This is a genomic window from Vreelandella stevensii S18214 (assembly GCF_000275725.1).
GTDB lineage: Bacteria > Pseudomonadota > Gammaproteobacteria > Pseudomonadales > Halomonadaceae > Vreelandella > Vreelandella stevensii.
Genome location: NZ_AJTS01000038.1, coordinates 64,092 through 89,157 on the forward strand (window position 1 = coordinate 64,092; position 25,066 = coordinate 89,157).

A 25,066-nucleotide genomic window follows, 5' to 3' on the forward strand; every position below is an offset into this window, starting at 1 on the left:
GTCGTTGGGTTTGAGCCTGCCCCAGGGGTTGCCTATAATCGGCGGTTCGATAAACGGTACGGACTCGCCATGAACTCAGACCTGAACGCCCTGCACCCCTATCCGTTTGAAAAGCTGGCCGCCCTCAAGGCGACGCTCACGCCTCCGGCGGGGCTTGCGCATATTCCGCTGACCATTGGCGAGCCCCAGCATGCCCCTTACCAAGGCGCACTGGACGCACTCATTGCCCACCAGCTGGAGATGGCGCGCTACCCAGCCACCAACGGCCTGCCCGCCCTGCGCGAGACCATTGCCGCCTGGGCCACCCAGCGCTTTGGCCTGGAGGGGCTGGACGCCGAACGCCAGGTGCTGCCGGTGAACGGCACCCGTGAAGCCATCTTCGCCTTCGTGCAGGCGGCGCTGGACCGCACCCGCCCCGCCAAGGTAGCGGTACCCAACCCGTTTTATCAGATCTACGAAGGCGCCACGCTGCTGGCAGGCGGCGAGCCGCTCTACCTGGACTGTACCGCCGACAACGGCTTTCGCCCGGACTTTTCAGCCGTCAGCGCCGACACCTGGCGCGACGTGCAGATCGTCTTTCTCTGCTCACCGGGCAACCCCACCGGCGCGGTGACCCCGCTGGCCGAGTTCAAGCAGCTCATTGCCCTGGCCGACGAGCACGACTTCATCATTGCCTCCGACGAGTGCTACTCCGAGCTCTACCTGGACGAAGCCACTCCGCCGCCCGGGCTGCTGCAGGCCTGCGCCGAGCTGGGCCGCGATGACTACCGCCGCTGCGTGGTGTTTCATTCGCTCTCCAAACGCTCCAACCTGCCGGGGTTGCGCTCGGGTTTCGTGGCGGGCGACGCCGATCTCCTCGCCCCGTTCAAGCGCTACCGTACCTACCACGGCTGCGCGATGTCACTGCCCCTGCAGCACGCCTCCATCGCTGCCTGGCAGGACGAAGCCCACGTGTGCGCCAACCGTGACGCCTACCGCGAGAAATTCAGCGCTGTCACCGAGGTTCTTGCGCCGGTCATGTCGTTCCCGACGCCCGAAGCCAGCTTCTACCTGTGGCCCGCCGTGCCGGGGGGCGACGATATCGCCTTTGCTCAGCGGCTGTTCAGCGAACAGCATGTCAGCGTGCTGCCTGGCAGCCTGATGGGCCGCCCAAGCAAGGAGGGGCATAATCCAGGCGCAGGTCGTCTACGCTTAGCGTTGGTGGCAGAGCTCGAACCGACCCTGGAAGCAGCCAAGCGTCTGCGCCAGCTGATCGAGCGCAGCTAACGCCGCCGATACCCCACGACAAGGAGGCTTTTCCATGCTGACGCTATATATCATCAACACCTGCGACACCTGCCGCAAAGCCCGCAAGGCGCTGGAGGAGAGCGGTATTCCCTTCAAGACCCATGACCTGCGCAAGGATGGCCTGTCGGCCAGTCTGCTGGAGCATATTCTCGAGCGGGTGCCGCTGCTGGAAGCCATCAATAAACGCAGCACCACTTGGCGCAACCTGCCCCAGGAGGAAAAGGATCAGCTGGACGCCACGTCGGCCCGTCGGCTGCTGCTGGAACAACCCACGCTGCTCAAACGTCCGCTACTCGAAGTCGACAACAGCACCATCCTGGTCGGCTACCGCGACGGCGATTACGACAAACTGAGCGGCTGAACGCCCCCTCTTAGACACACAACCTTGAAGGAAGCCCCGTTATGCTGAGCTTTGCGCTTGGAATTGGTACCCAAAACACCCAGGGTGACTGGCTGGAAATCTACTACCCGGCCCCGCTGCTGAACCCCGACGAGCGCCTGGTGGCCGCCGCCAGGGAAGCGCTGGGCGCCGCTGCCGAGAACAGCCCTGTCAGCTTCCTGCCGGAAGACTGCACCCGCCTGGCCAAGGCACTGGAAGCCGCGGGTCATTCCGAGCAGGCAGCGCTGGCCGAGTCTTTCGCCACCAGCCAGCGCCCGCTGGTAGCAATGTTCCTGGACACCGACCAGGCGCCGCAAACCGTGCCGGAGGTCTACCTCAAGCTGCACCTGCTGTCCCACCGTCTGGTGAAGCCCCACGGCCTGGACCTGACCGGCATGTTCGGCCTGCTGCGCAACATCGCCTGGACCAACGAAGGCGCCATCGACATTGAAGAGCTGCCGGCTCGCCGCCTCAAGGCACGCCTGGCAGGCCGCGCGCTGTCCGTTGACTGCGTCGACAAGTTCCCCAAGATGACCGACTACGTCGTGCCCACCGGCATCCGCATTGGCGACACCGCCCGCGTACGCCTGGGCGCCTACCTGGGCGAAGGCACCACGGTCATGCATGAAGGCTTCGTCAACTTCAACGCGGGCACCGAAGGCCCGGGCATGATCGAAGGCCGCATTTCAGCGGGCGTCATGGTCGGCAAAGGCTCCGACCTGGGCGGCGGCTGCTCCACCATGGGCACCCTCTCCGGTGGTGGCAACATCATCATCAAGGTGGGCGAAGGCTGCCTGATCGGTGCCAACGCCGGTATCGGCATTCCGCTGGGCGACCGCTGCACCGTGGAAGCGGGCCTGTACATCACCGCTGGCTCCAAGGTGACCGTCCTCGACGACCAGGGCCAGGAGGCCAACACCGTGGCCGCCCGTGAGCTGGCTGGCCAGGACGACCTGCTGCTGCGCCGCAACTCGCAAAATGGCCGCATCGAGTGCCTCACCAACAAGAGTGCCATTGCGCTGAACGAGGCGCTGCATGCCCACAACTGAGTCTGCTGCCCTGTCACCGACGCTCACCCTGGCCTTTGACCTGCTGGGTCGCGCGTCGGTGACCCCGGACGACGAGGGCTGCCAGGACCTGATGATCGAGCGCCTCACGGCGCTCGGCTTCCATGTCGAGCAGCTGCCGTTCGGCGATGTGAAAAACTTCTGGGCCGTGCGCGGCCATCATGGCCCGGTGCTGGCCTTCGCCGGGCATACCGACGTGGTGCCCAGCGGGCCGCATACCAGCTGGGAGTTTCCGCCCTTCGAGCCATGCATCGACGAGCAGGGCATGCTCTGCGGGCGCGGTGCGGCCGACATGAAAGGCAGCCTGGCCGCCATGCTGACCGCCGTGGAGCGCTTCGTGGCCCGCTACCCCGACCACGACGGCCGTATCGCCTTCCTGATCACCTCCGATGAGGAAGGCCCCGCCGTGGACGGCACCCGAGCCGTGGTGGAGCACCTGCGCGAGCGCAACGAACGGCTGGACTACTGCATCGTCGGCGAGCCCTCTTCCACGGCGCGGCTGGGGGATGTGATCAAGAACGGCCGACGCGGCTCGCTGGGCGGCGTACTGCATGTCAAAGGGGTGCAGGGGCATGTGGCTTACCCCCACCTGGCACGCAACCCCATTCACCAGGCGCTGCCTGCGCTCGATGCCTTGGCACGCGAGCACTGGGATGCTGGCAACGACTTCTTTCCCGCCACCAGTTTCCAGATTTCCAACGTGCGCGCGGGCACCGGGGCGACCAACGTGATCCCTGGCGACATCGAAGTGGTGTTCAACTTCCGCTACTCCACGGAAGTGACCCACGAAGCGCTGAAAGCCCGCACCGAAGCGATTCTGGATCGCCATGGACTCGAGTACCATGTGGACTGGACCCTGAACGGCGAGCCCTTCCTGACCGCCGAAGGCGAACTGGTCGATGCGGCCATTCGCGGCGTGGAAGCCGTCACCGGCGCGCGCCCGCAGCTGTCGACCAGCGGCGGCACCTCCGATGGCCGTTTCATTGCCACCCTGGGGGCACAGGTGGTGGAGCTGGGCCCGCTCAACGACACCATTCACAAGGTGAACGAGCGCGTGCTGGCCAGCGACCTCGATGCGCTCAGCCGCATCTACGAAGCCACCCTGCAGGCGCTGCTCACTACTGACGAGGTATGCGTATGATGGAGCGGTTTCCGGATATCGAAGTGTACCTGGCCCGCGTGTCGCTGGACGATCTCAACGCCTGGCTCAGCGAGGCGCTCGCCGCCCCACCGCTGGGCCCGGCGGGCAAGGGCAAGTGGAAAACCCGTGGCCAGCATCAGGGGGAAAGCGTCCCGGTGCTGCTGGTGGACAACGCCGCCGACGGCTTTGCCAGCCTGTGGTTCGACAGCGCCCACACCCCCTGGCACACCGACCAGGAGTGCGCGCAGCACGCGGCCGAAGCGCTCAACGTGGAAGTCCGCTGTTCGCTGGGCGGCTGGCACCCTGGCGATGACCCGGACCGCTTCTGGCAAGTGCTGCCCGGCGGCCAGGAAAAAGCCATCGAATGGCCAGACTCCGGTCGCTAAACGCAAAAACCCCCGCACAAGGCGGGGGTTTTCCTGTCAGCAACCGCGCCGGAGCGCTTATTCGATAATGCTGACATCATCGGCCTGAAGGCCACGGTCGTTCTTGATCACGTGGTAACGCACGATTTGGCCTTCGGCCAGCATGCGTGGGCCACGACCGCGTATCGCCCGAAAATGCACGAAGACATCTTCGCCATTGTCCCGGGTGATGAAGCCGTAGCCCTTGTTGGTGTTGAACCACTTGACCTCGCCCTCTTCACGGCCATCGTTGGGGTCGATGATATCCTCTTCTTCATCGTCCACCACGGGTGCTGCCTGGGGCTGACGCGTGGCAGGTTTGACCCTGGCCACATCGGCCTTTACCACCATGGGTGGTGCCAGAGCCGCAGCCGCCAGCGTACCGACGAACAACATTGCAAAACAGCCAAGTGCCACAGCGGCATACACACTGAAAGCAGCCTCGGCCAACCACTGTTCAGCCAGCGGTGCATTGGTTAAATGAACAATCCCCGCCAGAAGAAGCGGCGTGGGGGCGGCCAGTAAGATACTGATAAAGAAACAGCGAAAAACAACTTTTGGGTTCATGGATGATAAAAGCTCTCTTGTTGTATGGGTAACAGAAGCAAGACAATACTCGGCCTACCAGGCCCTTGCCTAACAGTACCGAGCATACTACATACGGTGACGATGTTATCATGACAAACGACTCAACGCCTGCCGAGCTCACTCAACGTCTTGAATCGTTGGAAAGTCGGCTGGCTTATCAGGAACATTGGCTGGACACCCTCGACCAGGCCGTCGCCCAGCAGGAGCGCCGCCTCGAAAAGCTGGAACAGCTGAGCGCCCTGATGCGTGAACGGCTCCGCGAACAGCATCAGGCGCTGCAAGCCAGCGACTCACAGGGCGGCTTTCGCCCCGAAGACGACATCCCGCCCCACTACTAATGGACTAACCGCTTCCTCGGGTCACTTCACCACGCTGGCCGGTTCGATGCTTTCCAGGCCAAACGCCTGGGCGACGGCCCGGTAGGTAATCTGGCCATCGTGGACGTTCAGCCCGGGCAGAAAATGGGCATCGTCTGCCAGCGCCTGGCGCCACCCCTTGTCGGCAAGCGCCAGCACGAACGGCAGCGTCGCGTTGGTGAGCCCCAGGGTAGACGTGCGTGCCACGGCGCCGGGCATGTTGGCCACACAGTAGTGCACGATGCCGTCCACGAGATAGGTGGGCTCGGCGTGGGTCGTGGGCTTGCTGGTTTCGAAACAGCCGCCCTGGTCGATGGCCACGTCCACCAGCACACTGCCGGGTTTCATTTCGGCCAGCATGGCACGGGTGATCAATTTGGGAGCTGCCGCGCCGGGAATCAGCACCGCGCCCACGATCATGTCGGCAGTGCGTGCCGCATGGTCCAGCGCATCGGCGGTGGAGTAGACGGTTTTGATACGCCCCTGGTAGCGCGCATCCAACGCTTCCAGCCGGGCCACCGAGGTATCGAGAATCGTCACCTCTGCCCCTAGTCCCAGCGCCATCCGCGCTGCGTTTTCCCCCACCACGCCACCACCAATGACCGTTACCTGCCCCGGTGCCACACCGGGCACACCGGGCAGCAGCACCCCCGAGCCCCCCTGGGCCTTCTCCAACCCGTGGGCACCGGCCTGTATGGCCATGCGCCCCGCCACGGTGCTCATCGGGGCCAGCAGCGGCAACCCACCGCGAGCATCGGTGATGGTTTCATACGCGATGCAGGTGGCTCCGCTTTTCATCAGCCCTTCGGTCAGTGCCCGCTCGGCGGCCAGATGCAGATAGGTAAACAGCGTGTGCGCTGGCGTCAGGCGCGCCACCTCTTCCGGCTGGGGCTCCTTGACCTTCAGAATCAGCTCGGCGCGTTGCCACAGCGCCTCGACGTCGGCCTCCAATGTCGCGCCCGCGCTTTGGTAGGCATCATCCTGAAAGCCAGCGCCTTCGCCCGCGCCTACCTGGACACTGACGGAGTGACCACGTCCAACCAGCTCACGCACCCCCGTGGGCGTAAGCGCAACGCGGTACTCGTGGTTCTTGATCTCTTTGGGAACGGCAATGTGCATGGCGGACTCTCCTTGGGTCATCAACATCACTGGGTGCTCAATGCATTACAGCACAGCAGGCGTGAACCACCAGCCCAAGGGAGCAAAACGAAAAAAACGCCGGTAAAGGCGTTTTTCAACAGAAAATTATAGCGCATAAAGCCATCGAGTGGAAAAATCAACCTTTACACTAGAGGCTGAGCCACAACCAGGCATGCCCCCCCATTAGTGCTACCCAACCGTGCTGCACAGTGTTTTTCCTGATGTTAGGATGATAACCACAGTCTCACTCGATACCGGTCATCCCGGCGAGCCAAATGGACTGGGTGTTGACGGAGACGAACAATGCATATCGAAACGATTCGAATTAAAAATTTCAAGAGTTTTCGCCACGCAAGGATGGAAGGCTTGCCACGCTTCTGTGTTGTCGTCGGTGCTAACGGCTCAGGAAAATCAACCCTATTTGATGTTTTTGGTTTCCTCAAGGATTGCTTAACCTTCAATGTTAAGCAAGCACTGCAGGTCCGTGGCGGGTTTAAAGAAGTACTTAGCCGTGGTGTAGACAGTAATGAATCCATTGAGCTGGAAATAAAGTTTCGTATGGATATTGCTGGCGTCGAACGATTGATCTCATACTTGATCGAAATAGGAATGGAAAATCGACAGGTGACAGTTAGGCGTGAAGTGCTTCGTTACAAACGTGGTCGCTATGGTTCACCTTATCACTTCCTGGATTTTTCAGGCGGCGTGGGCTACGCCATCACGAATGAAGAAGATTTCGACAAGCAAGATGAAGAACTTCAAAGGGAGCAGCAAAATGTTGGCAAAGATGCATTGGCGATTAAAGGCTTAGGACAATTCGAACGATTTAAAGCAGCCAATGCATTTCGTCAACTAATAGAAAACTGGCATGTTTCAGATTTTCATATCAATTTGGCTCGTGGTAGCAAAGAAGCCATTGGAGAATTCGAGCACCTCTCTATATCAGGTGATAACTTGCAGTTAGTAGCAAGAAATATTTATGAAAATCACCCTGGCATTTTTGACCAAATGGTCGAAGCGATGAAACATCGGGTTCCAGGCATTAATAAAATAGAACCCATCCAGACGCAAGATGGACGGCTGATTCTAAACTTTCAAGACGACTCATTCATCGATCCATTTATCGACCGGTATGTATCTGACGGCACCATTAAAATGTTTGCTTATCTAGTACTACTCTACGATCCTGAGCCACACCCCTTGCTTTGTATCGAAGAACCGGAAAACCAGCTTTATCCTACCTTACTGTGGGAATTGGCAGAAGAATTTCGTGCTTACGCTGAGAGAGGAGGACAAGTTTTTGTATCGAGTCACTCTCCTGATTTCCTTAATGCCGTACAGGTGGAGGAAGTCTACTGGCTCGTGAAAGAGAAAGGCTATACAAACATATGTCGAGCCAAGGACAGTCGACAGCTTGTTGCCTTTATCGAGGAAGGGGATCAGATGGGTTATCTTTGGAAAGAAGGTTTTTTTGAAGGGGCAGGACCAGAATAATGGAACTAGTTTTCTTTTTGGAGGAGCCCTCAGCCAAGGCAATGTTGCAAGGGATAATACCTCGCCTCTTACCAGGCATCGAAACTCGCTATATTGTTTTTGAAGGGAAGCAGGATTTAGAAAAACGCCTGCCGATACGTTTACGAGCATGGCAAAACCCAGAGTCATGCTTCCTGGTCATGCGTGATCAGGACTCAGGTGACTGCCTGCAAATCAAGCAGCGTCTAATGACGCTATGCAGCGAGGCAGGCCACCCTGATGCCATCGTTCGCATTGCCTGCCATGAGCTTGAAAGCTTTTATCTTGGAGACCTCAAGGCGGTTGCACAAGCCCTTGGGCCTGCCAGCTTGGCAAAGCAGCAAACGAAAGCCAAATACCGCACCCCTGACCGTCTGAATAACGCAGCCCAAGAGTTGAAGCGCATTGCTCCAAAGTACCAAAAGCTATCCGGCTCTCGTGCGTTAGGCTTAGCGATAGCACTGGAGGGGAATCACTCACAAAGTTACAACCAGCTATTGGCAGGTATTAAAAAGGCATGCGGCATTCGGTAGTCAACACTACCAAAACACGGCTGTTTATTCCGCCACCACCGCAGCGCCATAAATGCGCTGGTACTCCTCCGGCAAGCGCTTGGGGCGACCGCTGGAAAGCGCGACACAGGCAAACCGCGTGCGCGCCTTCAGCAGCGTCTTGCCGTCTGCTGGCCGTATCAGTTGAAAGCGGCGCGTCAGGCTGAAGCGGCCGTCGCAGTCGACGATCCAGGTGGCCAGGCAGAGCGTGTCGTCTTGAAAAGCAGGGGCGAGGTAGTCCAGCTCGTGGCGGTGGACCACCATCGCCCGGTCCAGCGCCCGATAGCGTTCCAGCGACAGCCCCAACGCCTCGGAGTGGGCCCAGCTGATCTGCTCTACCCAGCGCAGGTACTCGCTGTTATTGACGTGCCGGTAAGCGTCGATGGCTTCCGGCGCGACCTGCAGCGTGAGTACGAACGGCTCTGGCAATGCCCACTCCATGTGGCCACCTCCTTTCCTATGACGACGGCGCTCGACAGCGGGCGATGCTCAGTCGCGGAAGACCCGCACGCCCAGCGCTTTCAAGTAAGCAGTTTCGGGAATCGCCGGGTGCACGGGGTGATCCGGCCCTTGATGGCCCTGGAAAATCACCTGGCCATGGCGGTCCTGATGGCGCACGGCACCGCGCACCACATCCACCAGCCGCTCGTGGGCCAGATGCATGGAGCAGGACGCCGACAGCAGCAGGCCATCGCGCCCCAGCAGGCGCATTGCCTCGCGGTTGAGTCGTGCATAGGCGCGCTCACCGTTGGGGATATCCTTGCGCTTCTTGATGAACGCAGGCGGGTCGAGAATCACCACGTCGAACTGCTCGCCATCGGCTTTCAATGCGGCCAGCGCTTCGAAGGCGTCGCCTTCCCCCACGGCCACCTGCTCCTGCACGCCGTTCAGCTCGGCATTGCGCGCCACTTGTTCCAGGGCAACGCCGGAGGCATCCACACACAGCACTTCGGAGGCGCCGCTGGCGGCAGCCTGAACGCCCCAGCCACCCACATAGCTGAAGACGTCCAGCACGCGCTTTCCAGCAACCTGACTGTTCAACCAGGCCCGGTTGACGCGGTGGTCGAAGAACCAGCCGGTCTTCTGGCCGTTGAGTACCGGCACCGCAAAGGTCACGCCGTTTTCCACCAGCAGCACTTCGTCGGGCAGGGTGCCCTTGACCACTTCCACGTGGGCTTCCAAGCCTTCCTGGCGGCGGCCCCCGGTATCGTTACGGAATACGATGACCTCAGGCTTGATGACCTTTTCCAGCGCATCGACGATCTCGTCGGCCAGCGCCTGCATGCCGGCGGTATTGAGCTGCACGACCAGCACATCGCCAAAGCGGTCGATGATCAGTCCTGGCAGCAGGTCGCCCTCGCCATGAATCAGACGATAGAAGGGCTGATCGAACAGGCGCTGGCGCAGCGCCAGCGCCTGATTGAAACGGTGCACGAACAGCGAGCGATCCAGGCGCATTTCCGGGTCGCGGGACATGATCCGCGCACAGATCAACGAGTGCGGGTTCACGTAGGCCACGCCCAGGGTCTTGCCGTTGGAGGCCTCTATCAAGGCAGGCTCGCCCGCCTCGAAGGTCTTCAGCGGCGTTTCCTTGATATCGACTTCGTTGGAGTAGATCCACAGATGGCCAGCCTTCAAGCGGCGATCGGCATTTTTATTCAGGCGCAGGCGTTGAGTCACAACATTCTCCAGATAAACAAAACAGTTAGCCGCCCAGGGCGGCGCTCAGCGCTGGCAACCGGGGCAGAATACGCTGGCCCGCTGCCCCAGGGTAATGCGCTTGAGTTCGCTGCCACAGCGCAGGCAAGGCTGGCCATGGCGACCGTAGACATTCAATTGCTGGGCAAAGTAGCCCGGCTCCCCCTGGCCGCTGACGAAATCGCGCAGCGTGGTGCCGCCCTGGGTAATGGCCGCCGCCAATACTTCCTTGACCGCCTGGGCCAGCGCTTCGTAGCGCGCCAGTGAAATGCGTCCGGCGGCCCGGCGCGGGTCGATGCCCGCCATGAACAGCGCCTCGGCGGCATAGATGTTGCCCGCCCCCACGACCACGCGGTTATCCATCAGAAAAGGCTTCACGGCGACGCGCTTGCCGCGCGACAGTGCGTGGAGCCACCGGCCCGTGAAGGCATCGCCGAGGGGTTCCGGGCCCAGGTGTGCCAGCCGCGTATCGCACTGTGCATCGGCGTGCTGCCAATCGACGAAGCCAAAGCGGCGCGGGTCGTGATAGCGCAATACATGACCGCTGGCGGTGACGATATCCACATGGTCATGCTTTTTGGGCAGATCACCCAGCCGGGCAATCCGCAGGCTACCCGACATGCCCAGGTGCCACAGCAGCGTGGCGTGGCCGGTAGGCGTGGCCAGCGGGATCTGCAGGTATTTGGCGCGCCGGGCAAGCTCACCCACGCGAGCCCCGACCAGCCGCTCGGCCAGATCATCCGGCACGGGAACGCGCAGGCGCGGCTGGCGTACCAGCACTTCGGTAATCTCCTGCCCTTCCAGGTAGGGCGCGATACCACGCCGCGTGGTTTCCACTTCAGGCAATTCGGGCATGATGAAAGCCTATGATGACAGCACAGTGACAGCGATGCTAACACGCGAAACGCGAACGTTAGACATGCAAAAACCCGGCTTGGGGCCGGGTTTTTCAACAGGCGCTCGCCTGCAGTGAAAGCCGATCATCGTAACCGAGGTTACTTGATCTTGGCTTCCTTGTAGATGACGTGCTTACGGACGACCGGGTCGTATTTCTTGAATTCGAACTTATCCGGGGTGTTCCGCTTGTTCTTGTCAGTGGTGTAGAAGTGGCCAGTACCGGCACTAGACACCAGCTTGATCTTATCGCGCATGGTTTAACTCTCCCAAAAATGCTGAGCCAGAAACTGGCTTAGATAGCGTCGCCGCGTTTGCGGATGTCGGCCAGAACCGAGTCGATACCTTTCTTGTCGATGATGCGCATGCCTTTAGAGGAAACGCGCAGCTTGACGAAGCGGTTTTCAGACTCCACCCAGAAGCGATGGGTGTGCAGGTTCGGCAAGAAACGACGACGAGTCTTGCGCTGGGAGTGAGAAACGTTATTACCAGTTACCGGACGCTTGCCGGTAACCTGACATACTTTGGACATGAGAGCCTCCAACCGCTTGGCGAGTTGTTCAAAACTGTCGGGCAAACCGGAGCAGGGAGGGAGTCGACGCAGTTAACCGCCTAGCTGTACCCAAATCCGTTATTCAACCCAAGTTCAAAGGTGGCACTTTATACCAGAGCACCCGACCACCGGCAAGCGAAACCGCCCAAAAAGGCCAAAAAAGCACGTTTTTGGACAATTTTCGTCACGACAGCCGCAGCATCGAGCGGACCAGCCTGCCTTTTCGATACTACTGGAGTGCGTGCGCATGACCTGCCCGCTAGAGCCAGCCGCGCTCGGCAAAAGACACCACGTCTCCGTCTCCCACCACAAAATGATCCAGCACTCGCACGTCAAAGAGAGCAAGGGCATCTTTCAAGCGTTCGGTGATACGTCGATCAGCGTCGCTGGGCTCAGCCACACCCGAAGGGTGATTGTGGGCCAGGATGACAGCGCCAGCGTGGAGTTCCAGCGCACGCTTGGCAACTTCGCGGGGGTAAACGGATGCGCTGTCTAGGGTACCGCGAAACAGGGATTCATAGCGAATGATTCGGTGCTGAGTATCCAAAAAAAGTACCGCAAACTCCTCATGCCCCAGGTGGCGCAGCTGCGAACTCAGGTAGTGGCGCACCAGGGCAGGCGAGGTCAACGCGTTGCCGCGTGCCAGCTGGCTGGCCAAATGTCGCCGCGATAGCTCCAGCGTGGCCTGCAGCTGGGCAAACTTGGCATCGCCCAACCCACGAGCGGTGCAAAACTGCTCTCTGTCTGCCTCCAGCAGCTGTCGCAACCCGCCAAAGCTCGCCAGCAGGTCACGCGCCAGGTCCACTGCCGAACGCCCCTGAACTCCCACCCGCAGAAAGATCGCCAGCAGTTCGGCATCCGATAACGACTGCGCCCCCATGGTCAGCAGTTTTTCACGGGGTCGCTCACCTTCTGGCCAATGATTGATACCCATCCATGCCCCCCCAGCCTATGCCCTAGGCGTGTGGCTCACGCCCTCGCCTTCACCATTCCTCACTATACCTGGCGTTATAACACGTCCACCGAGCATGCCAAAATAAACCGCCAAATGGTATGGTAAGCCTCCTTACGACCGTCATACGGAATCGCCGACCATGGCATCACTCTCGCAAGCGTCCGAGTCCCCACGACCACTCTCAGAACCATCGCCGACCGCCCTGCTCGCAGGTAAGCGCGTGCTGCTGGGCGTCAGCGCCGGAATTGCCGCGTATAAAAGCGCGCTGATCGTGAGGCTGCTGAAGCAGGCAGGCTCTGAGGTGCGCGTGGTGATGACCGAGGGTGCTCAAGCCTTCATCACCCCCCTGACGCTGCAGGCCCTCTCTGGCGAGCCCGTGCGCACATCGCTGCTGGACCCCGAGGCAGAAGCCGGGATGGGGCACATCGAACTGGCCCGCTGGGCCGATGCCCTGCTGGTGGCCCCGGCCACGGCCGATGTGATGGCGCGCCTGGCGCACGGCATGGCCGACGACCTGCTGACCACCCTGTGCCTTGCTTCAGAAGCGCCACGGCTGATGGCCCCCGCCATGAACCAGGCCATGTGGCGCCATCCTGCCACACAGCGTAACCAGGCACAGCTGGCCACCGACGGCTGGCAGCTGATTGGCCCTGCCGCTGGCGAGCAGGCCTGTGGCGACGTTGGCCCTGGGCGAATGAGCGAACCCGAAGAGATCTTCGCAGCCCTTCAGCAGCACTTCACCAAAGCAGCCAAGGTTGCGCCACCCGCTCAGGGCGCAACGCGCCCTCACGTGGTGATCACCGCGGGCCCCACCCGTGAAGCCCTGGACCCGGTGCGCTACCTGTCCAACCACAGCTCGGGCAAGATGGGCTTCGCCCTGGCCGCCGCCGCCGTGGCGCAAGGGGCTCGCGTGACCCTGATCAGCGGCCCGGTCAACTTGCCCACTCCAGCCGGGGTCGAGCGCCAAAACGTGGAAACCGCCCGGGAGATGCACCAGGCCGCGCTACAGCTGGCCCCCCAAGCAGCGCTGTTCATTGGCTGTGCCGCCGTGGCCGACTACCGCGCCGCCAGCGCCGCCGAGCACAAACTCAAGAAAACCGACGATCAGGACACGCTGACCCTGACGCTGGTGAAAAATCCGGACATCATTGCCGACGTGGCGGCCTTGCCCAACGGGCAACGCCCTTTCGTGGTCGGCTTTGCCGCCGAAACCCAGGAGGTCGAGCGCTACGCCCGCCACAAGCTCGACCGCAAGGGCCTGGACATGATCGTGGCCAACGATGTGGCCCAGCAAGGGCTGGGCTTTGGCAGCGACGACAACGCCGCCCTGCTGCTCTGGCGTACGCCTGGCGGCACGCAGCAGCACAGCGCGCCGCCCCAACCCAAGACCGCGCTGGCCACCCTGATCGTGCAGCAGGCGCTCTCCCTGCTGCCTCATACTTCTCACGGAGCTTCCTCATGAACCGCCCTCGCCTACAGTGCAAGATATTGGACGAGCGCTTGCGCGACTATCTGCCCTCTTACGCCACCGCTGGCTCGGCGGGCATGGACCTGCGCGCCCTGCTGGACGAACCGCTGACGCTGGCGCCAGGCGAATGCCAACTGGTGCGTACCGGCCTGGCCATCTACATCGAAGACCCCAACCTTGCCGGCATGATCCTGCCGCGTTCGGGGCTGGGGCATAAGCACGGCATCGTGCTGGGCAACCTGGTGGGGCTGATCGACTCCGACTACCAGGGCGAATTGATGGTCTCGGTATGGAACCGCGGGCAGGCCAGCTTCACGGTCACGCCGTTCGAGCGCCTGGCACAGTACGTGCTGGTGCCGGTGGTGCAGGCCGAACTGACCCTCGTCGACAGCTTCACCGATTCCACCCGTGGCAGTGGCGGCTTTGGCAGCACTGGCCGCCAGTAAGCACTCACTAGCGCGCTCTTTCAGGGATTGACCATGACCGTACCCGCTTCGATTTTTCGCGCCTACGATATTCGCGGCATCGTGGATGACACTCTCAGCGAAGCCACCGCCGAGCTGATTGGCCGGGCAGTGGGCTCGGAAGCCACCGCCCGCGGTGAACACACCGTGATCGTCGCACGGGACGGCAGAGTCTCGGGGCCACGCCTGCAGGCGGCGCTCATCAAAGGGCTCCAGGCCGCCGGGCGCGATGTGATCGACCTTGGCATGGTGCCTACGCCAGTGCTCTACTTTGCCACACACACCCTGCCCGAGAGCTGCTCGGGGGTAATGCTGACCGGCAGCCACAACCCGCCCGACTACAACGGCTTCAAGATCGTGCTGGCCGGAGAAACCCTGGCCAGCGACGCGATTACCGCCCTGTACGAGCGCATTCAGTCAGGCGACTTCACCGAGGGCCATGGCCGTGTGCGCGCCCACGACCTGCGGGCCACGTATCTGGCACGTATTCTCGAGGATGTGCAGCTCGCAAGGCCGCTCAGTGCGGTGGTGGATTGCGGCAACGGCGTGGCGGGCGAGCTTGGCCCTCAGCTGGTCGAACGGTTGGGGGTGGCCACCACAGCGCTGTTCGCCGAGATCGATGGCCGCTTCCCCAACCACCACCCCGACCCCGGCAAACCGGAGAACCTGCAGGATCTGATGCGCAAGGTGCAGCAGGTAGGCGCAGACATCGGCCTGGCCTTCGACGGCGACGGCGACCGCCTGGGCGTGGTCACGCCGCGCGGGCGAATGATCTTTCCCGACCACCTGATGATGCTGTTCGCCACCGACATGCTCTCCCGCAACCCTGGTGCCAAAGTGGTGTTCGACATCAAGTGTACCGGGCACCTGGCACGGGTGGTGAGCGAGGCAGGCGGCGAGCCGGAGATGTGGCGCACCGGCCACTCGCTCATCAAGGCGCGCATGAAGGAAACCGGCGCCTTGCTGGGGGGCGAGATGAGCGGTCACATCTTCTTCAAGGAACGCTGGTACGGTTTCGATGACGGCCTGTATGCCGCCGCCCGGCTACTGGAAATACTGGCCCGCTACCCAGGCGATGCGGATGCCTTCTTCGACCAGTTTCCCCAGGCAGTGAGCACGCCCGAAATCAACATCACCGTGGCGGATGCCGACAAATTTGCCATGGTCGAGACGCTTGCCAGAGAGGGCGACTTCGGCGAAGGTATCAAAACCACGCTGGATGGTATTCGCGTTGACTACCCCGACGGCTGGGGATTGTGCCGAGCGTCCAACACGACGCCCGCGCTGGTGCTGCGCTTCGAGGGGGAAGACAGCGCGGCCCTGGAACGGATACGCGAGCGCTTCGCACGCGCCCTGCAAGGTGTTTCACCTACGTTGACGATCCCGGATACCCCCATCACATGATCATGCCACGGAGCGCCCACCACCCGCGCGACGATGAAGCAGACATTAAAAGCAGATATTACTAGAGCAAAGGGACAATCTCATGAGTTCAGCTAGCCGCGACCCCCAGGTCGTTGTGGAGGTGCTATCCGAAGCCCTTCCCTACATTCAGCAGTTTTCCGGCAAGACCGTGGTCGTGAAGTACGGCGGCAACGCCATGACCGAAGATACGCTGATCGACTCCTTTGCTCGTAACATCGTGCTGATGAAAGAAGTCGGCATCAACCCCGTGGTGGTGCACGGCGGCGGCCCGCAAATTGGCAGCCTGCTGGAAAAGCTCAATATCGAATCGCGCTTCGTCAACGGCATGCGGGTCACCGACTCGCAAACCATGGACGTGGTGGAAATGGTGCTGGGCGGCCTGGTCAACAAGAGCATCGTCAACCTGATCAACCAGAGCGGCGGCAAGGCAATTGGCCTGACCGGCAAGGATGGCGCCCAGATTCGTGCCCGCCAGTTGAAGGTGGAGCATCAAAGCCCGGAAATGACCGCCCCGGAGATCATCGACATCGGCCACGTGGGGGAAGTGGAAGCGATCTCCACCGACCTGATCGAGATGCTCGCGGCCCGCGACTTCATTCCGGTCATCGCCCCTATCGGCGTGGACGCCCAAGGCAACAGCTACAACATCAACGCCGACCTGGTGGCCGGTAAGCTGGCGGAAGCGCTGAACGCCGAAAAGCTGATGCTGCTGACCAACGTGGCGGGCCTGATGAACAGCGAAGGCCAGGTCATGACCGGCCTGACCACGGCCCAGGTAGATGCCCTGATTGCCGATGGCACCATCTACGGCGGCATGCTGCCGAAGATTCGCTGCGCCCTGGACGCCGTCAAGGGGGGCGTTAACAGCGCCCACATCATCGATGGCCGGGTGCCGCATGCCGTGCTGCTGGAAATCTTCACCAACGCTGGGGTAGGCACCCTGATCACCAACGCAGGCTAACTGTGACGGAGGGCAAGAGTCATGAGTGACGACCGCAAGCCTCGCCGTCGCGAGCAAATACTGCAGGCCCTGGCCATCATGCTGGAAGAGGACAGCGGCAAGCGGATCACCACCGCCGCCCTGGCCCGCCAGGTGGGGGTTTCCGAAGCGGCGCTGTACCGCCACTTCCCCAGCAAGGCGCGCATGTTCGAAGGCTTGATCGACTTCATCGAAGAGAGCATTTTCGCGCGCATCACCCGGATACTGGAAGACATCCCCGACGCCACCACCCGCTGCAGCACGATACTCTCACTGCTGCTGGGCTTTGCCGAAAAAAACCCCGGCCTGGCCCGGGTACTGGGCGGCGACGCCCTCACCGGCGAAACGGCACGCCTGCGCCTGCGCGTTCACCAGCTGTTCGAACGCCTGGAAACCCAGCTGAAACAAATCCTCCGCGAAGCCGAGCTGCGCGAAGGGCTGCGCCCCAGCATTGCCGCCTCCGCCGCTGCCAACCTGCTGATCGCGCAAGCCGAAGGGCGCATCGCCCAGTACGTGCGCAGCGACTTCAAACGGCTGCCCACCGAGTACTGGGAAGACCAGTGGGCGCTACTTTCCAGCCAACTGCTGCAACCCAGCCCACAGCTCGCCTGACTACGGGCACACTTCTAAACGTACAACCTACGCATACAACGCACACGCCCCACCAGTGGTCGCCATCAGCTACCACTGGTAGGGCGTGTGTCGTGGTGGTTGTCAGCCCACTGGGCCAGGCATCGGTACGAAGCGTTACACCCTCGCCCGCCCTTGAATCACCGCCTCGAACCCAGCGGACGTAATTGGTTGCTTCTCGGCATCCAGCGCCGTGCCCCCCAGCTTGGCCAGCTTTTTGGAAAGCGACACCAGCTTGGCCAACTGCAGCTTGCTGGGAGCCAGCATGCGCTGGGTCTTGGCGATCCTGAGGCTAACGCCCTTCACCGGCGGATGACTGGCTTGGGATTCCGTCAAGGGCGGCAACTGGCCCGACCCTAGCGCGTTTTCGATCAGAATCGGCGTGCGAGAAGAATCCCCCGCCACGGCAAAGGTCTTGGTGCGCTGTTCATACACCGCACCTGCCGAACTCAGCACTGCACTCAAGCGGTCGTTCAGCGCAGGCGACGGCTCCTCGAACAGCACTTTTACTTCCCAAGCCGCATTTTCCGCATTCAATAAGGCCGGTGCTTCTGGGGCCACGACAGGTGGCGGCGCACCACCCAACGCCCCTGCCGTCACCGGTACCGCGCTTGCCCGCCGTACCAGCATCATGTACCCCGCCACACACCCGCAAGTCACGCTCAACCAAAGCGCACCAATCGCCACCACCAACACCAACGTTTGGGTATCCATCGCCCTGTTCTCGTTTTGTTAGCCAAGCAACAAACTGCTTATCAAAACAGACCATAGTTCAGGGGAGGCGGTTTGCAAGCTAACATTTGGTCTAGGGGGGAGGCGTTTATTTCAAGGAAAGAGCAGCACCAGAACGCGGTGGCTAATTGAGGCCTTCTTCTACCTTCAGCATGGCCAGCGTATGGGCCCGCTGCTGCTTGACGGCGGTATCCAGAATATCCAACAATGCCTGGTAATCTTTCGGCTGCGCTTCTTCCAGGCCGTGCCTTTCAACGTTTGCCAGCGTTTGGCGAGTATCATGTATCAGTGCTTCCAGGGCCAGAATCACTCGCTCGTGCTCGTCCGCCGTCATCACGTATCACTCCCCTTTCTGCAGCCGCTGCACCCGCTCATATAACTGCTTGGCGGTGGCAATGGCCGTGGCTTCGTAAGCATCCAGGGTCAATAGCTGGTCATTGGCAGGGTTCTGCATCGCTGCATCCAGCACAGTCTGATAGCGCTTTAGCAAATGTGCCAGGTTCAAGCGGATCATGGTGAGTTCAAGCTGGAACTCCGCCTGTAACCGAGTCATTCGCTCGATATCTGCAGGCACGGCCTCGCTTGTGGCAATGGCCCCCATAGTCAGCGCAACGCGCTTTTCAACGGCATTTAATTTGGGGATCAGTTCATTGACCACGTACAGCGCAGAAATGGTGGCGGAATGCGGTTTCACAAGACTCCCAGCGGTGCTCAAAATTAAAGCACTACCCTACCACCCCCTCAGCCTGATCTAAGGCTGAATTACCCCTTGGTAGAGCGGGTATATTCCCGCGCCATCTTGGGGCTAATGCGCTACTTGCAAGGAAGCGCCCCGCCCTACGGCGTAGTAGATCAAGCCTGCCTGCTTGACCAACTCTGGCGCATATAGGTTACGCCCATCCACCACAATGGGGTAGCGCAGGATGTTTTTCAGCCAGTGAAAATCGACCGCTCGGAACTCCTTCCATTCGGTGCAGATCACCAGCGCATCGGCGCCTTGCAGCGCCTCTTCGCGGCTGGCGGCTAACGTGAGCGCTGCCTGCTGGCTGTATAACCGCTGGCACTCCGCCATGGCTTTGGGGTCGAACGCCTGCACCTTTGCCCCAACGCGCCATAGCGCCTCCATCAAGGCTCGGCTGGGGGCTTCACGCATATCATCGGTGTTAGGTTTGAACGCCAGCCCCCACAGAGCAATAGTTTTACCTGCCAACTCGCCATCAAAGGCCTTTTGTAGTTTGGTGAACATACCCTCTTTTTGGCGCTGGTTCACCGTTTCCACCGCGTTCAAAAGTGCCGGGGTATAGCCTACCTGCTCAGCCGTGGCGGCCAGGGCTTTCACATCCTTGGGAAAGCACGAGCCCCCGTACCCACAGCCGGGGTAAATAAAGTGATAGCCAATGCGCGGGTCGGAGCCAATGCCTTTACGCACCTCTTCAATATCTGCCCCCAAATGCTCGGCCAGGTTGGAGATCTCGTTCATAAAGCTAATCTTAGTGGCCAGCATGGCATTGGCGGCGTATTTGGTCAGCTCTGCCGAGCGAATACTCATGAACACCAATTTTTCCTGCAGGCGAATGTAGGGTGCGTAGCACTCGCGCATGAGCACTCTCACCCGCTGGCTGTCGGTGCCTACCACAATACGCGCCGCGTGGTTGAAATCCTCAATGGCGGAGCCTTCTTTCAAAAACTCCGGGTTGGAGCACACCTCAAACGGTATGCTAGCACCACGCTGCGCCAATGCCTGAGTAACCGCTTCGTGCACACGGCCTGCGGTACCTACCGGGACGGTCGACTTCGTGACCACCACTTTTTCATCGTGCATGTAGCGGCCAATCGTGCTGGCCACGGCTAGCACATACTGCAAATCGGCGCTGCCATCTTCATCCGGCGGGGTGCCGACAGCAACGAACTGCAGCACCCCAAACGCCACCGCTACCTCAGCATCGGTGGTGAAGCGCAGCCTGCCCGCCTCATGGTTGCGCTGCACCAGCTCGCTCAACCCCGGCTCGTAAATGGGTACGGTTCCACGCATTAGCTGAGTTACCTTCTCGGCATCCACATCCACACACAGCACCTGGTGGCCCACATCGGCCAGGCATGCCGCCGTGACCAAGCCTACGTAGCCGCTGCCAAATACGGAAATCTTCATACCCAACCCTTCCCGGTAACATCACCCACGGCCTATGCCGACTGATGACATGCACCTTACAAAGCCCAGATGACAGGGCTGGGGCAGTGGGATGACGGTTCTATGGCGGCAGCTGGGGAAGGGCCCTGTGAGTGGCGGCTTTAGCCCGCGATGACGGCGGCACCCGTGCTTGCTCAGGCAGTCGCCCAATGAATTGGCCTCCCACAGGGGGGCCTGGGTTGAGAAGGCGGGTGTTGTGGTAAAGTATCAATCCAGCTACAGGAGCCCGCATGGTCAGCAAGGTGCATAACCGTCACGATCACAGCTATAAACTGATGTTTTCGCATAAACAAATGGTGCGGGACTTGCTCACCGGCTTCGTCAAGGAAGCCTGGGTCGAGCAGCTGGATTTTAACCACATGGAACAGGTCAGCGGCTCCTATATCACCGATGAACTGCGCGACCGTGAAGATGACATGATTTGGCGAATATGGTGGCGAGACCGCTGGCTATACGTTTATCTTCTACTGGAGTTTCAGTCATCGGAAGACAAGCACATGGCCGTGCGGATCATGAGCTACCTGGGGCTGCTGTACCAGGATCTGATTCGCCAGGACGCGTTTACCCCGAGCGGCAAGCTGCCACCTGTGTTGCCCATTGTGCTCTACAATGGAGAGAAGCGCTGGACAGCGGCACAAAACGTCGCGGATCTGGTCGAATCAGTACCGGGTGGGCTGGAGCGCTATCGCCCCCACCTTAGCTATTTGCTGATAGATGAAGGCGCTATTGTTGACGCGCCTGGATGGACGGATGAAACGCGCAATATCGTGGCAGCGATATTTCGTATCGAGAAACATCGCGATGAAAACGATGTTTCAGACGCCATGGGGCATTTAGCAGACTGGCTCAACGGCCCAGAACAAGCCAGCTTGCGGCGGGCGATCATCGTATGGTTCTACCGAGTGTTCCTGCCCAACCGAGCCCCAGGGCTTGAATTTCCTGAGGTGAGTGATTTCACCAACTTGCATGAGGTACACGACATGCTGGCAGAGCGAATTAAAAAGTGGCCTGAGCTGTGGGAAGAAAGAGGTCGTCAGGCAGGTGAGAAGCTGGGTATAAAGCTGGGTATTGAGAAAGGCGAGAAGCTGGGTATTGAAAAAACCGCTCGCAACTTGTTGAAGCTGGGCGTGCTCAGTGACGAGCAGATAGCCACAGCAACCGGGATGGCGGTTGACGAGATTACCAGGCTACGCAAGGAAGATAAGCACTGATCCCGAGCGATACCCTTCCTTTGCCCACAAAAGGGCAGCCACCGAATGGGGCTGCCATGAGGTACACGACATGCTGGCAGAGCGAATTAAAAAGTGGCCTGAGCTGTGGGAAGAAAGAGGTCGTCAGGCAGGCGAAAAGCTGGGTATTGAACAAGGCGAGAAGCTGGGTATTGAAAAAACCGCTCGCAACTTGTTGAAGCTGGGCGTGCTCAGTGACGAGCAGATAGCCACAGCAACCGGGTTGGCGGTTGACGAGATTACCAGGCTACGCAGGGAAGATAAGCACTGATCCCGAGCGATACCCTTCCTTTGCCCACAAAAGGGCAGCCACCGAATGGGGCTGCCCTTGTCGTTTCTGCCTGTTTTTTTATTCCTTCCGATGACTTTCTGCTCAACGCCCTGGCAGTCGCTCGATTGCCCTGCCCCCCTGGGCTTGAGGCTGCAGTGTACCAGCGGCCGCTGGGAAATAGCCTGGTGGGAGGCGGCTTTAGCCCGCGATGACGGCGGCACCCGTGCTTGCTCAGGCAGTCGCCCAATGAATTGGCCTCCCACAGGGGGCTTGAGCGCTACCGACCACACTTGGCCTATCTGCTTCTTGATGGAGGCGTGATTGTCAGTGGATCACTGGGTGGGATCAAATGTGCAACTGAAGTGCCCCTCTTCGTGGCGGCGGAAATCCTTTGGGGTGGGAACACAACCACGACGAGCAAGACATGCTGGCGGTGCTTGGAACGTTAGTTGAGTGACTCAACGCCCCAGAGCCAACGGGCCCAAGGCGAGCGTTTGTTGGAGTGCAACAACGAAGCCATCTCATGCTCCGCACAATAGCCTACAACCCAGCAATTGACACCTGAAATCAACCCCTCTATATTAATAGTCATGATAAAGGAGCGTGTTTATGGAGGATCCAGGGTTAGATACTTTATTAGCCCTAAACGATATTCAGTACGGTATTCACGGTGATTTTTGGGTCAAATTTGAAGTACGGCGAGTCATCCCAACACCCAATATTCCCCATGGAATCAAATACAGCCTGACGCTGCACCATAAAAGCGGAACACGGCTACTTGGATATGACAACGCCCATGGGCCAAACATTAAACGCAGAAAATTTGCGGGGCGACGCGATGAATGGGATCACCGCCACTACCGTAGCGTCGTTAGTGATTACTTCTTTGATTCTGCCGCTCAGTTAATCGAAGATTTTTGGAAACAGGTCGATGAAATACTTCGAGAGGAAGGAATATGACCACAGTCAAAATTGGTATCATGAACCGTGATGAATTCCGCCAGCGCACCATCTCGATTGCCAAAGGCCTCTATCAACCTACTGCTGAAGAGCCCAAGATATGGTTCGATAGCGTCGAGTCCATGTCTCGTCTGTTGAATACAAAAAACCTTGAGCTACTTAAAACGATTCGCCAATGCAAGCCACAATCCTTGGGAGAGCTTGCTGAAATCACAGGGCGTCGCAAAGAGAGCCTGAGCCGCACCATTAAAAAGATGGGTGACTATGGCTTGGTAGAAATCAAAGAAGGTCCTCGGCATGCTAAAACGCCTGTTGTGACGGCTGACAGGTTTGAAGTCACGCTAATGTAAGATGTGCCTGCCGGTAACCGGTAACTGCAAGGTTAGTGGAGCGCCTACTGATAAGCGGGTATACGGCGACGCGGCTTACCAGTCTTTGCTCCACCGCATATTCACTTAACGCCAGCTGCCGGGATGAGGCATGGAACAAATGGCCCAGCCAGAAGGCCTGTGTCGAGGTCAGGTCGGTCATGGTGTCCTCCTTGGAATCGGGTCACTAGTCTGACGCGTGCTACTCAGCTGTAGAAGATGGGGTTGGTGGAGCGCTTACAAGAAAACGACCGAAAACCTACAGCGTACCTTTTTTCAAATCGCTATAAACACCCTCCTCTCTCAAGACGCTTATAACTTTCTTCGTGCTGATAGCCATCCCCTTTTCCCTTAGCGAATTTGCTACAGATAGACCGCTGCTGTGATCTCCTGATCTTGCTTCCTCTAAGATGTTATCTCTCTTATCTTGACCTATTTTCCTAGCTAGCTTTTTTGGCCTTTTGCTACGAGGAGCTAAAGCTATCTCCAAACTCTCAAAAACCTCTTCAAGCGATTGCTCCTCCTCAGAATTACTAAAAAAATCCTTTAGCATATTTTTATACCTAAAGTAACTGGATCGAGAGATGTCCGCTTTCTCGCATGCACTGTCAACAGTGCTTCCATTACTTACTTCATCAAGAGCAATTCTAAATTTTATATGTCGGCCAAGGCATATTTTTCCAGACATATGGCACCAAGTTATATATATAAAGGTAAATACATGATCATATTAAGGAGAAACACTTATGATCATGCCGAAAACAATTAAATTCGTTGCTAAAGCCGCTAAAGAACATCTTATCCAAGAGCTAATAAACCATATTATAACATATGTAATTACCAGCCAACTTGGATTGGCCACAATGCTAACAATAGGACCTTTCATTATTCTATGTATAATTTTATACTTACTGCATAAACGCAACGCTGCTTAAAACTCCTGCTAACCCCCTTTAAGACAGCAGTGCTTGAGTATGCTCACGCTGCTGTTTTATCGCGTCGTCCAGAATCGTCATCAGATTATCGTAATCCGCTGGCATCTCTTCATCCATTCCGGTTTCTTCAAAGCGGGTTAACGTGGCTTGAGTGTCATCGATTACTTTTTGTAGCTCATTAATGACGTGCTGGTGGTCGTCCGATGTCATGCGGGCTCTTGGGTTTGTAATGCCTGCACACGACGATACAGCTGTTTAGCGTTTTCAACCGCGGTGGCTTCGTAAGCATCCAGGGTGAGCAGCATATCTTTACGCGGGTCGTTCATCGCTGCTTCCAGCTCGTTACGGTAGCGTTTTAGCAAATGCTCCAGGTTCATACGGATCATGGTGAGTTCCAGCTGGAACTCTGCCTTCAGCTTGGCATAGCGCTCTTTTTTCTCGGGCGCTGTGCCGCTGGCTTCCACAACGGCGCTGATCGTTAGCTTGATCTGCTTTTCAACGGCGTTGAGCTTGGGGACGAGGTCGTTGACGACCTCTCGGGCTGAGATGGTGGTGCTTGCTTGAGTCACATTCATTCCTGGCTTTGCTGAATTTTCTATTTTTTATCGCTTTTGGCACACCAATAGCGAGAACGGCTATCATTCCACTACCCCCCACTCCACAAAAAGAGGATCGAGTTTTTCGGCGGGGTGGAAGTAACTCAGTGGCTGCCGCCCCCTAACCATTTCTACTACCTTATTAAAGAGATGGGACTTTGCTTAACCATTGCATACCTCGATTAGAGGCATGCACGACCTGCACACCGAATAACATTACTGATCATACACTAACAAAAAAGCAACTTAATGCATAATCCTATAGAAAAAAAAAACAAAAGCGTCAACTCGGCTTC

The 25,066-nt window shown here is 59.0% G+C and carries 33 protein-coding genes; 17 read left to right on the forward strand and 16 right to left on the reverse strand.

Annotated features, from left to right (window positions below):
• Positions 1–69: 69 nt before the first annotated feature.
• From dapC to HSS18214_RS0109450, 5 genes are read left to right on the forward strand one after another with little or no spacing between them, the layout of a single operon-like run.
• Positions 70–1,266: a succinyldiaminopimelate transaminase gene (dapC, locus tag HSS18214_RS0109430; RefSeq protein WP_016915052.1), complete on the forward strand. Its 1,197-nt coding sequence runs from the start codon at positions 70–72 to the stop codon at positions 1,264–1,266.
• 34 nt (positions 1,267–1,300) lie between these two features.
• Complete coding sequence (locus tag HSS18214_RS0109435) at positions 1,301–1,648, forward strand: Spx/MgsR family RNA polymerase-binding regulatory protein (protein WP_016915053.1); 348 nt, start codon at positions 1,301–1,303, stop codon at positions 1,646–1,648.
• A gap of 41 nt (positions 1,649–1,689) precedes the next feature.
• Positions 1,690–2,715 (forward strand): 2,3,4,5-tetrahydropyridine-2,6-dicarboxylate N-succinyltransferase, encoded by a 1,026-nt coding sequence (gene dapD / locus HSS18214_RS0109440; RefSeq protein WP_016915054.1) that lies wholly within the window; start codon positions 1,690–1,692, stop codon positions 2,713–2,715.
• Positions 2,702–3,874: a succinyl-diaminopimelate desuccinylase gene (dapE, locus tag HSS18214_RS0109445; protein WP_016915055.1), complete on the forward strand. Its 1,173-nt coding sequence runs from the start codon at positions 2,702–2,704 to the stop codon at positions 3,872–3,874. Before dapD ends, dapE begins: the two co-directional genes overlap by 14 nt.
• Positions 3,871–4,260 carry a hypothetical protein gene (locus tag HSS18214_RS0109450; RefSeq protein WP_016915056.1) on the forward strand — a complete coding sequence of 130 codons (390 nt, stop codon included), beginning with the start codon at positions 3,871–3,873 and terminating at the stop codon, positions 4,258–4,260. Before dapE ends, HSS18214_RS0109450 begins: the two co-directional genes overlap by 4 nt.
• 57 nt (positions 4,261–4,317) lie before the next feature.
• On the opposite strand, the gene HSS18214_RS19670 is transcribed toward HSS18214_RS0109450, so the two are convergent.
• Complete coding sequence (locus HSS18214_RS19670) at positions 4,318–4,845, reverse strand: cold-shock protein (protein WP_016915057.1); 528 nt, start codon at positions 4,843–4,845, stop codon at positions 4,318–4,320.
• A 110-nt stretch (positions 4,846–4,955) separates the two neighbouring features.
• Here HSS18214_RS19670 and HSS18214_RS0109460 point away from each other — a divergent pair, with 110 nt between their 5' ends.
• A complete protein-coding gene (locus HSS18214_RS0109460; RefSeq protein ID WP_016915058.1) occupies positions 4,956–5,204 on the forward strand; it encodes a SlyX family protein in 249 nt (82 codons plus the stop codon).
• Positions 5,205–5,225: 21 nt separating this feature from the next.
• Here HSS18214_RS0109460 and ald read toward each other — a convergent pair whose 3' ends face one another.
• Entirely contained in the window at positions 5,226–6,341 is a 1,116-nt protein-coding gene (gene ald / locus HSS18214_RS0109465) for an alanine dehydrogenase (RefSeq protein WP_016915059.1), read from the reverse strand.
• 324 nt (positions 6,342–6,665) lie between these two features.
• On the opposite strand from ald, the gene HSS18214_RS0109470 reads away from it, so the two are divergent.
• Positions 6,666–7,856, forward strand: coding sequence for an AAA family ATPase (locus HSS18214_RS0109470; protein WP_016915060.1), 1,191 nt, complete (start codon positions 6,666–6,668; stop codon positions 7,854–7,856).
• The gene (locus HSS18214_RS0109475) at positions 7,856–8,407 is read left to right on the forward strand and encodes a DUF4276 family protein (RefSeq protein ID WP_016915061.1); all 552 of its coding nucleotides are present in this window, start codon (positions 7,856–7,858) and stop codon (positions 8,405–8,407) included. The genes HSS18214_RS0109470 and HSS18214_RS0109475 overlap by 1 nt, the downstream gene beginning before the upstream one ends.
• A 24-nt stretch (positions 8,408–8,431) precedes the next feature.
• On the opposite strand, the gene HSS18214_RS0109480 is transcribed toward HSS18214_RS0109475, so the two are convergent.
• From HSS18214_RS0109480 to radC, 6 genes are all read right to left on the reverse strand, one after another.
• Positions 8,432–8,866, reverse strand: coding sequence for an acyl-CoA thioesterase (locus tag HSS18214_RS0109480; RefSeq protein ID WP_016915062.1), 435 nt, complete (start codon positions 8,864–8,866; stop codon positions 8,432–8,434).
• Between the two features lie 48 nt (positions 8,867–8,914).
• Positions 8,915–10,105, reverse strand: a complete 1,191-nt coding sequence (locus HSS18214_RS0109485; protein ID WP_016915063.1) for a class I SAM-dependent rRNA methyltransferase — start codon at positions 10,103–10,105, stop codon at positions 8,915–8,917.
• 45 nt (positions 10,106–10,150) lie between these two features.
• Positions 10,151–10,978 carry a bifunctional DNA-formamidopyrimidine glycosylase/DNA-(apurinic or apyrimidinic site) lyase gene (mutM, locus tag HSS18214_RS0109490; protein ID WP_016915064.1) on the reverse strand — a complete coding sequence of 276 codons (828 nt, stop codon included), beginning with the start codon at positions 10,976–10,978 and terminating at the stop codon, positions 10,151–10,153.
• A gap of 140 nt (positions 10,979–11,118) precedes the next feature.
• Positions 11,119–11,274, reverse strand: coding sequence for a 50S ribosomal protein L33 (rpmG, locus tag HSS18214_RS0109495; RefSeq protein WP_009098622.1), 156 nt, complete (start codon positions 11,272–11,274; stop codon positions 11,119–11,121).
• Between the two features lie 38 nt (positions 11,275–11,312).
• Positions 11,313–11,549 carry a 50S ribosomal protein L28 gene (rpmB, locus tag HSS18214_RS0109500; RefSeq protein ID WP_016915065.1) on the reverse strand — a complete coding sequence of 79 codons (237 nt, stop codon included), beginning with the start codon at positions 11,547–11,549 and terminating at the stop codon, positions 11,313–11,315.
• 280 nt (positions 11,550–11,829) lie between these two features.
• On the reverse strand, positions 11,830–12,504 hold the full coding sequence (gene radC / locus HSS18214_RS0109505; RefSeq protein ID WP_016915066.1) for a RadC family protein: 675 nt from the start codon (positions 12,502–12,504) through the stop codon (positions 11,830–11,832).
• Between the two features lie 160 nt (positions 12,505–12,664).
• Here radC and coaBC point away from each other — a divergent pair, with 160 nt between their 5' ends.
• The 5 genes from coaBC to slmA all read left to right on the forward strand — a co-directional run bounded on the left by coaBC (position 12,665) and on the right by slmA (position 17,473).
• Positions 12,665–13,987, forward strand: coding sequence for a bifunctional phosphopantothenoylcysteine decarboxylase/phosphopantothenate--cysteine ligase CoaBC (gene coaBC, locus HSS18214_RS0109510; protein ID WP_026001848.1), 1,323 nt, complete (start codon positions 12,665–12,667; stop codon positions 13,985–13,987).
• Entirely contained in the window at positions 13,984–14,439 is a 456-nt protein-coding gene (dut, locus tag HSS18214_RS0109515; protein ID WP_016915068.1) for a dUTP diphosphatase, read from the forward strand. Before coaBC ends, dut begins: the two co-directional genes overlap by 4 nt.
• Positions 14,440–14,472: 33 nt before the next feature.
• Positions 14,473–15,861, forward strand: coding sequence for a phosphomannomutase/phosphoglucomutase (locus HSS18214_RS0109520; RefSeq protein WP_016915069.1), 1,389 nt, complete (start codon positions 14,473–14,475; stop codon positions 15,859–15,861).
• Positions 15,862–15,943: 82 nt separating this feature from the next.
• Entirely contained in the window at positions 15,944–16,843 is a 900-nt protein-coding gene (argB, locus tag HSS18214_RS0109525) for an acetylglutamate kinase (RefSeq protein WP_016915070.1), read from the forward strand.
• A gap of 21 nt (positions 16,844–16,864) precedes the next feature.
• Positions 16,865–17,473, forward strand: a complete 609-nt coding sequence (gene slmA, locus HSS18214_RS0109530; RefSeq protein ID WP_016915071.1) for a nucleoid occlusion factor SlmA — start codon at positions 16,865–16,867, stop codon at positions 17,471–17,473.
• 135 nt (positions 17,474–17,608) lie between these two features.
• On the opposite strand, the gene HSS18214_RS0109535 is transcribed toward slmA, so the two are convergent.
• From HSS18214_RS0109535 to HSS18214_RS0109550, 4 genes are all read right to left on the reverse strand, one after another.
• Positions 17,609–18,205 carry a hypothetical protein gene (locus HSS18214_RS0109535; protein ID WP_016915072.1) on the reverse strand — a complete coding sequence of 199 codons (597 nt, stop codon included), beginning with the start codon at positions 18,203–18,205 and terminating at the stop codon, positions 17,609–17,611.
• Positions 18,206–18,347: 142 nt separating this feature from the next.
• Positions 18,348–18,557 (reverse strand): hypothetical protein, encoded by a 210-nt coding sequence (locus HSS18214_RS0109540; protein WP_016915073.1) that lies wholly within the window; start codon positions 18,555–18,557, stop codon positions 18,348–18,350.
• A gap of 6 nt (positions 18,558–18,563) precedes the next feature.
• A complete protein-coding gene (locus HSS18214_RS0109545; RefSeq protein ID WP_016915074.1) occupies positions 18,564–18,917 on the reverse strand; it encodes a hypothetical protein in 354 nt (117 codons plus the stop codon).
• Positions 18,918–19,028: 111 nt separating this feature from the next.
• Entirely contained in the window at positions 19,029–20,372 is a 1,344-nt protein-coding gene (locus HSS18214_RS0109550; protein WP_016915075.1) for a UDP-glucose dehydrogenase family protein, read from the reverse strand.
• A gap of 269 nt (positions 20,373–20,641) precedes the next feature.
• Between HSS18214_RS0109550 and HSS18214_RS0109555 the strand changes: the two genes are divergently transcribed.
• The 4 genes from HSS18214_RS0109555 to HSS18214_RS0109570 all read left to right on the forward strand — a co-directional run bounded on the left by HSS18214_RS0109555 (position 20,642) and on the right by HSS18214_RS0109570 (position 23,221).
• Positions 20,642–21,622: an Rpn family recombination-promoting nuclease/putative transposase gene (locus HSS18214_RS0109555; RefSeq protein WP_016915076.1), complete on the forward strand. Its 981-nt coding sequence runs from the start codon at positions 20,642–20,644 to the stop codon at positions 21,620–21,622.
• A gap of 70 nt (positions 21,623–21,692) precedes the next feature.
• Positions 21,693–21,911, forward strand: coding sequence for an RpnC/YadD family protein (locus tag HSS18214_RS0109560; protein ID WP_016915077.1), 219 nt, complete (start codon positions 21,693–21,695; stop codon positions 21,909–21,911).
• A gap of 609 nt (positions 21,912–22,520) precedes the next feature.
• Positions 22,521–22,871 carry a toxin-antitoxin system TumE family protein gene (locus HSS18214_RS0109565; protein WP_016915078.1) on the forward strand — a complete coding sequence of 117 codons (351 nt, stop codon included), beginning with the start codon at positions 22,521–22,523 and terminating at the stop codon, positions 22,869–22,871.
• Positions 22,868–23,221, forward strand: coding sequence for an HVO_A0114 family putative DNA-binding protein (locus HSS18214_RS0109570; protein ID WP_016915079.1), 354 nt, complete (start codon positions 22,868–22,870; stop codon positions 23,219–23,221). Before HSS18214_RS0109565 ends, HSS18214_RS0109570 begins: the two co-directional genes overlap by 4 nt.
• Here the strand turns inward: HSS18214_RS0109570 and HSS18214_RS0109575 are convergent.
• The 4 genes from HSS18214_RS0109575 to HSS18214_RS0109595 form a co-directional block, all read right to left on the reverse strand.
• Complete coding sequence (locus HSS18214_RS0109575) at positions 23,208–23,402, reverse strand: hypothetical protein (RefSeq protein ID WP_016915080.1); 195 nt, start codon at positions 23,400–23,402, stop codon at positions 23,208–23,210. The two genes, HSS18214_RS0109570 and HSS18214_RS0109575, sit on opposite strands and share 14 nt — an antisense overlap.
• 96 nt (positions 23,403–23,498) lie before the next feature.
• Complete coding sequence (locus HSS18214_RS0109580; protein ID WP_016915081.1) at positions 23,499–23,792, reverse strand: hypothetical protein; 294 nt, start codon at positions 23,790–23,792, stop codon at positions 23,499–23,501.
• Between the two features lie 400 nt (positions 23,793–24,192).
• Entirely contained in the window at positions 24,193–24,384 is a 192-nt protein-coding gene (locus HSS18214_RS0109590) for a hypothetical protein (RefSeq protein ID WP_016915083.1), read from the reverse strand.
• Positions 24,381–24,743: a hypothetical protein gene (locus HSS18214_RS0109595; RefSeq protein WP_016915084.1), complete on the reverse strand. Its 363-nt coding sequence runs from the start codon at positions 24,741–24,743 to the stop codon at positions 24,381–24,383. Before HSS18214_RS0109595 ends, HSS18214_RS0109590 begins: the two co-directional genes overlap by 4 nt.
• Positions 24,744–25,066: the final 323 nt, after the last annotated feature.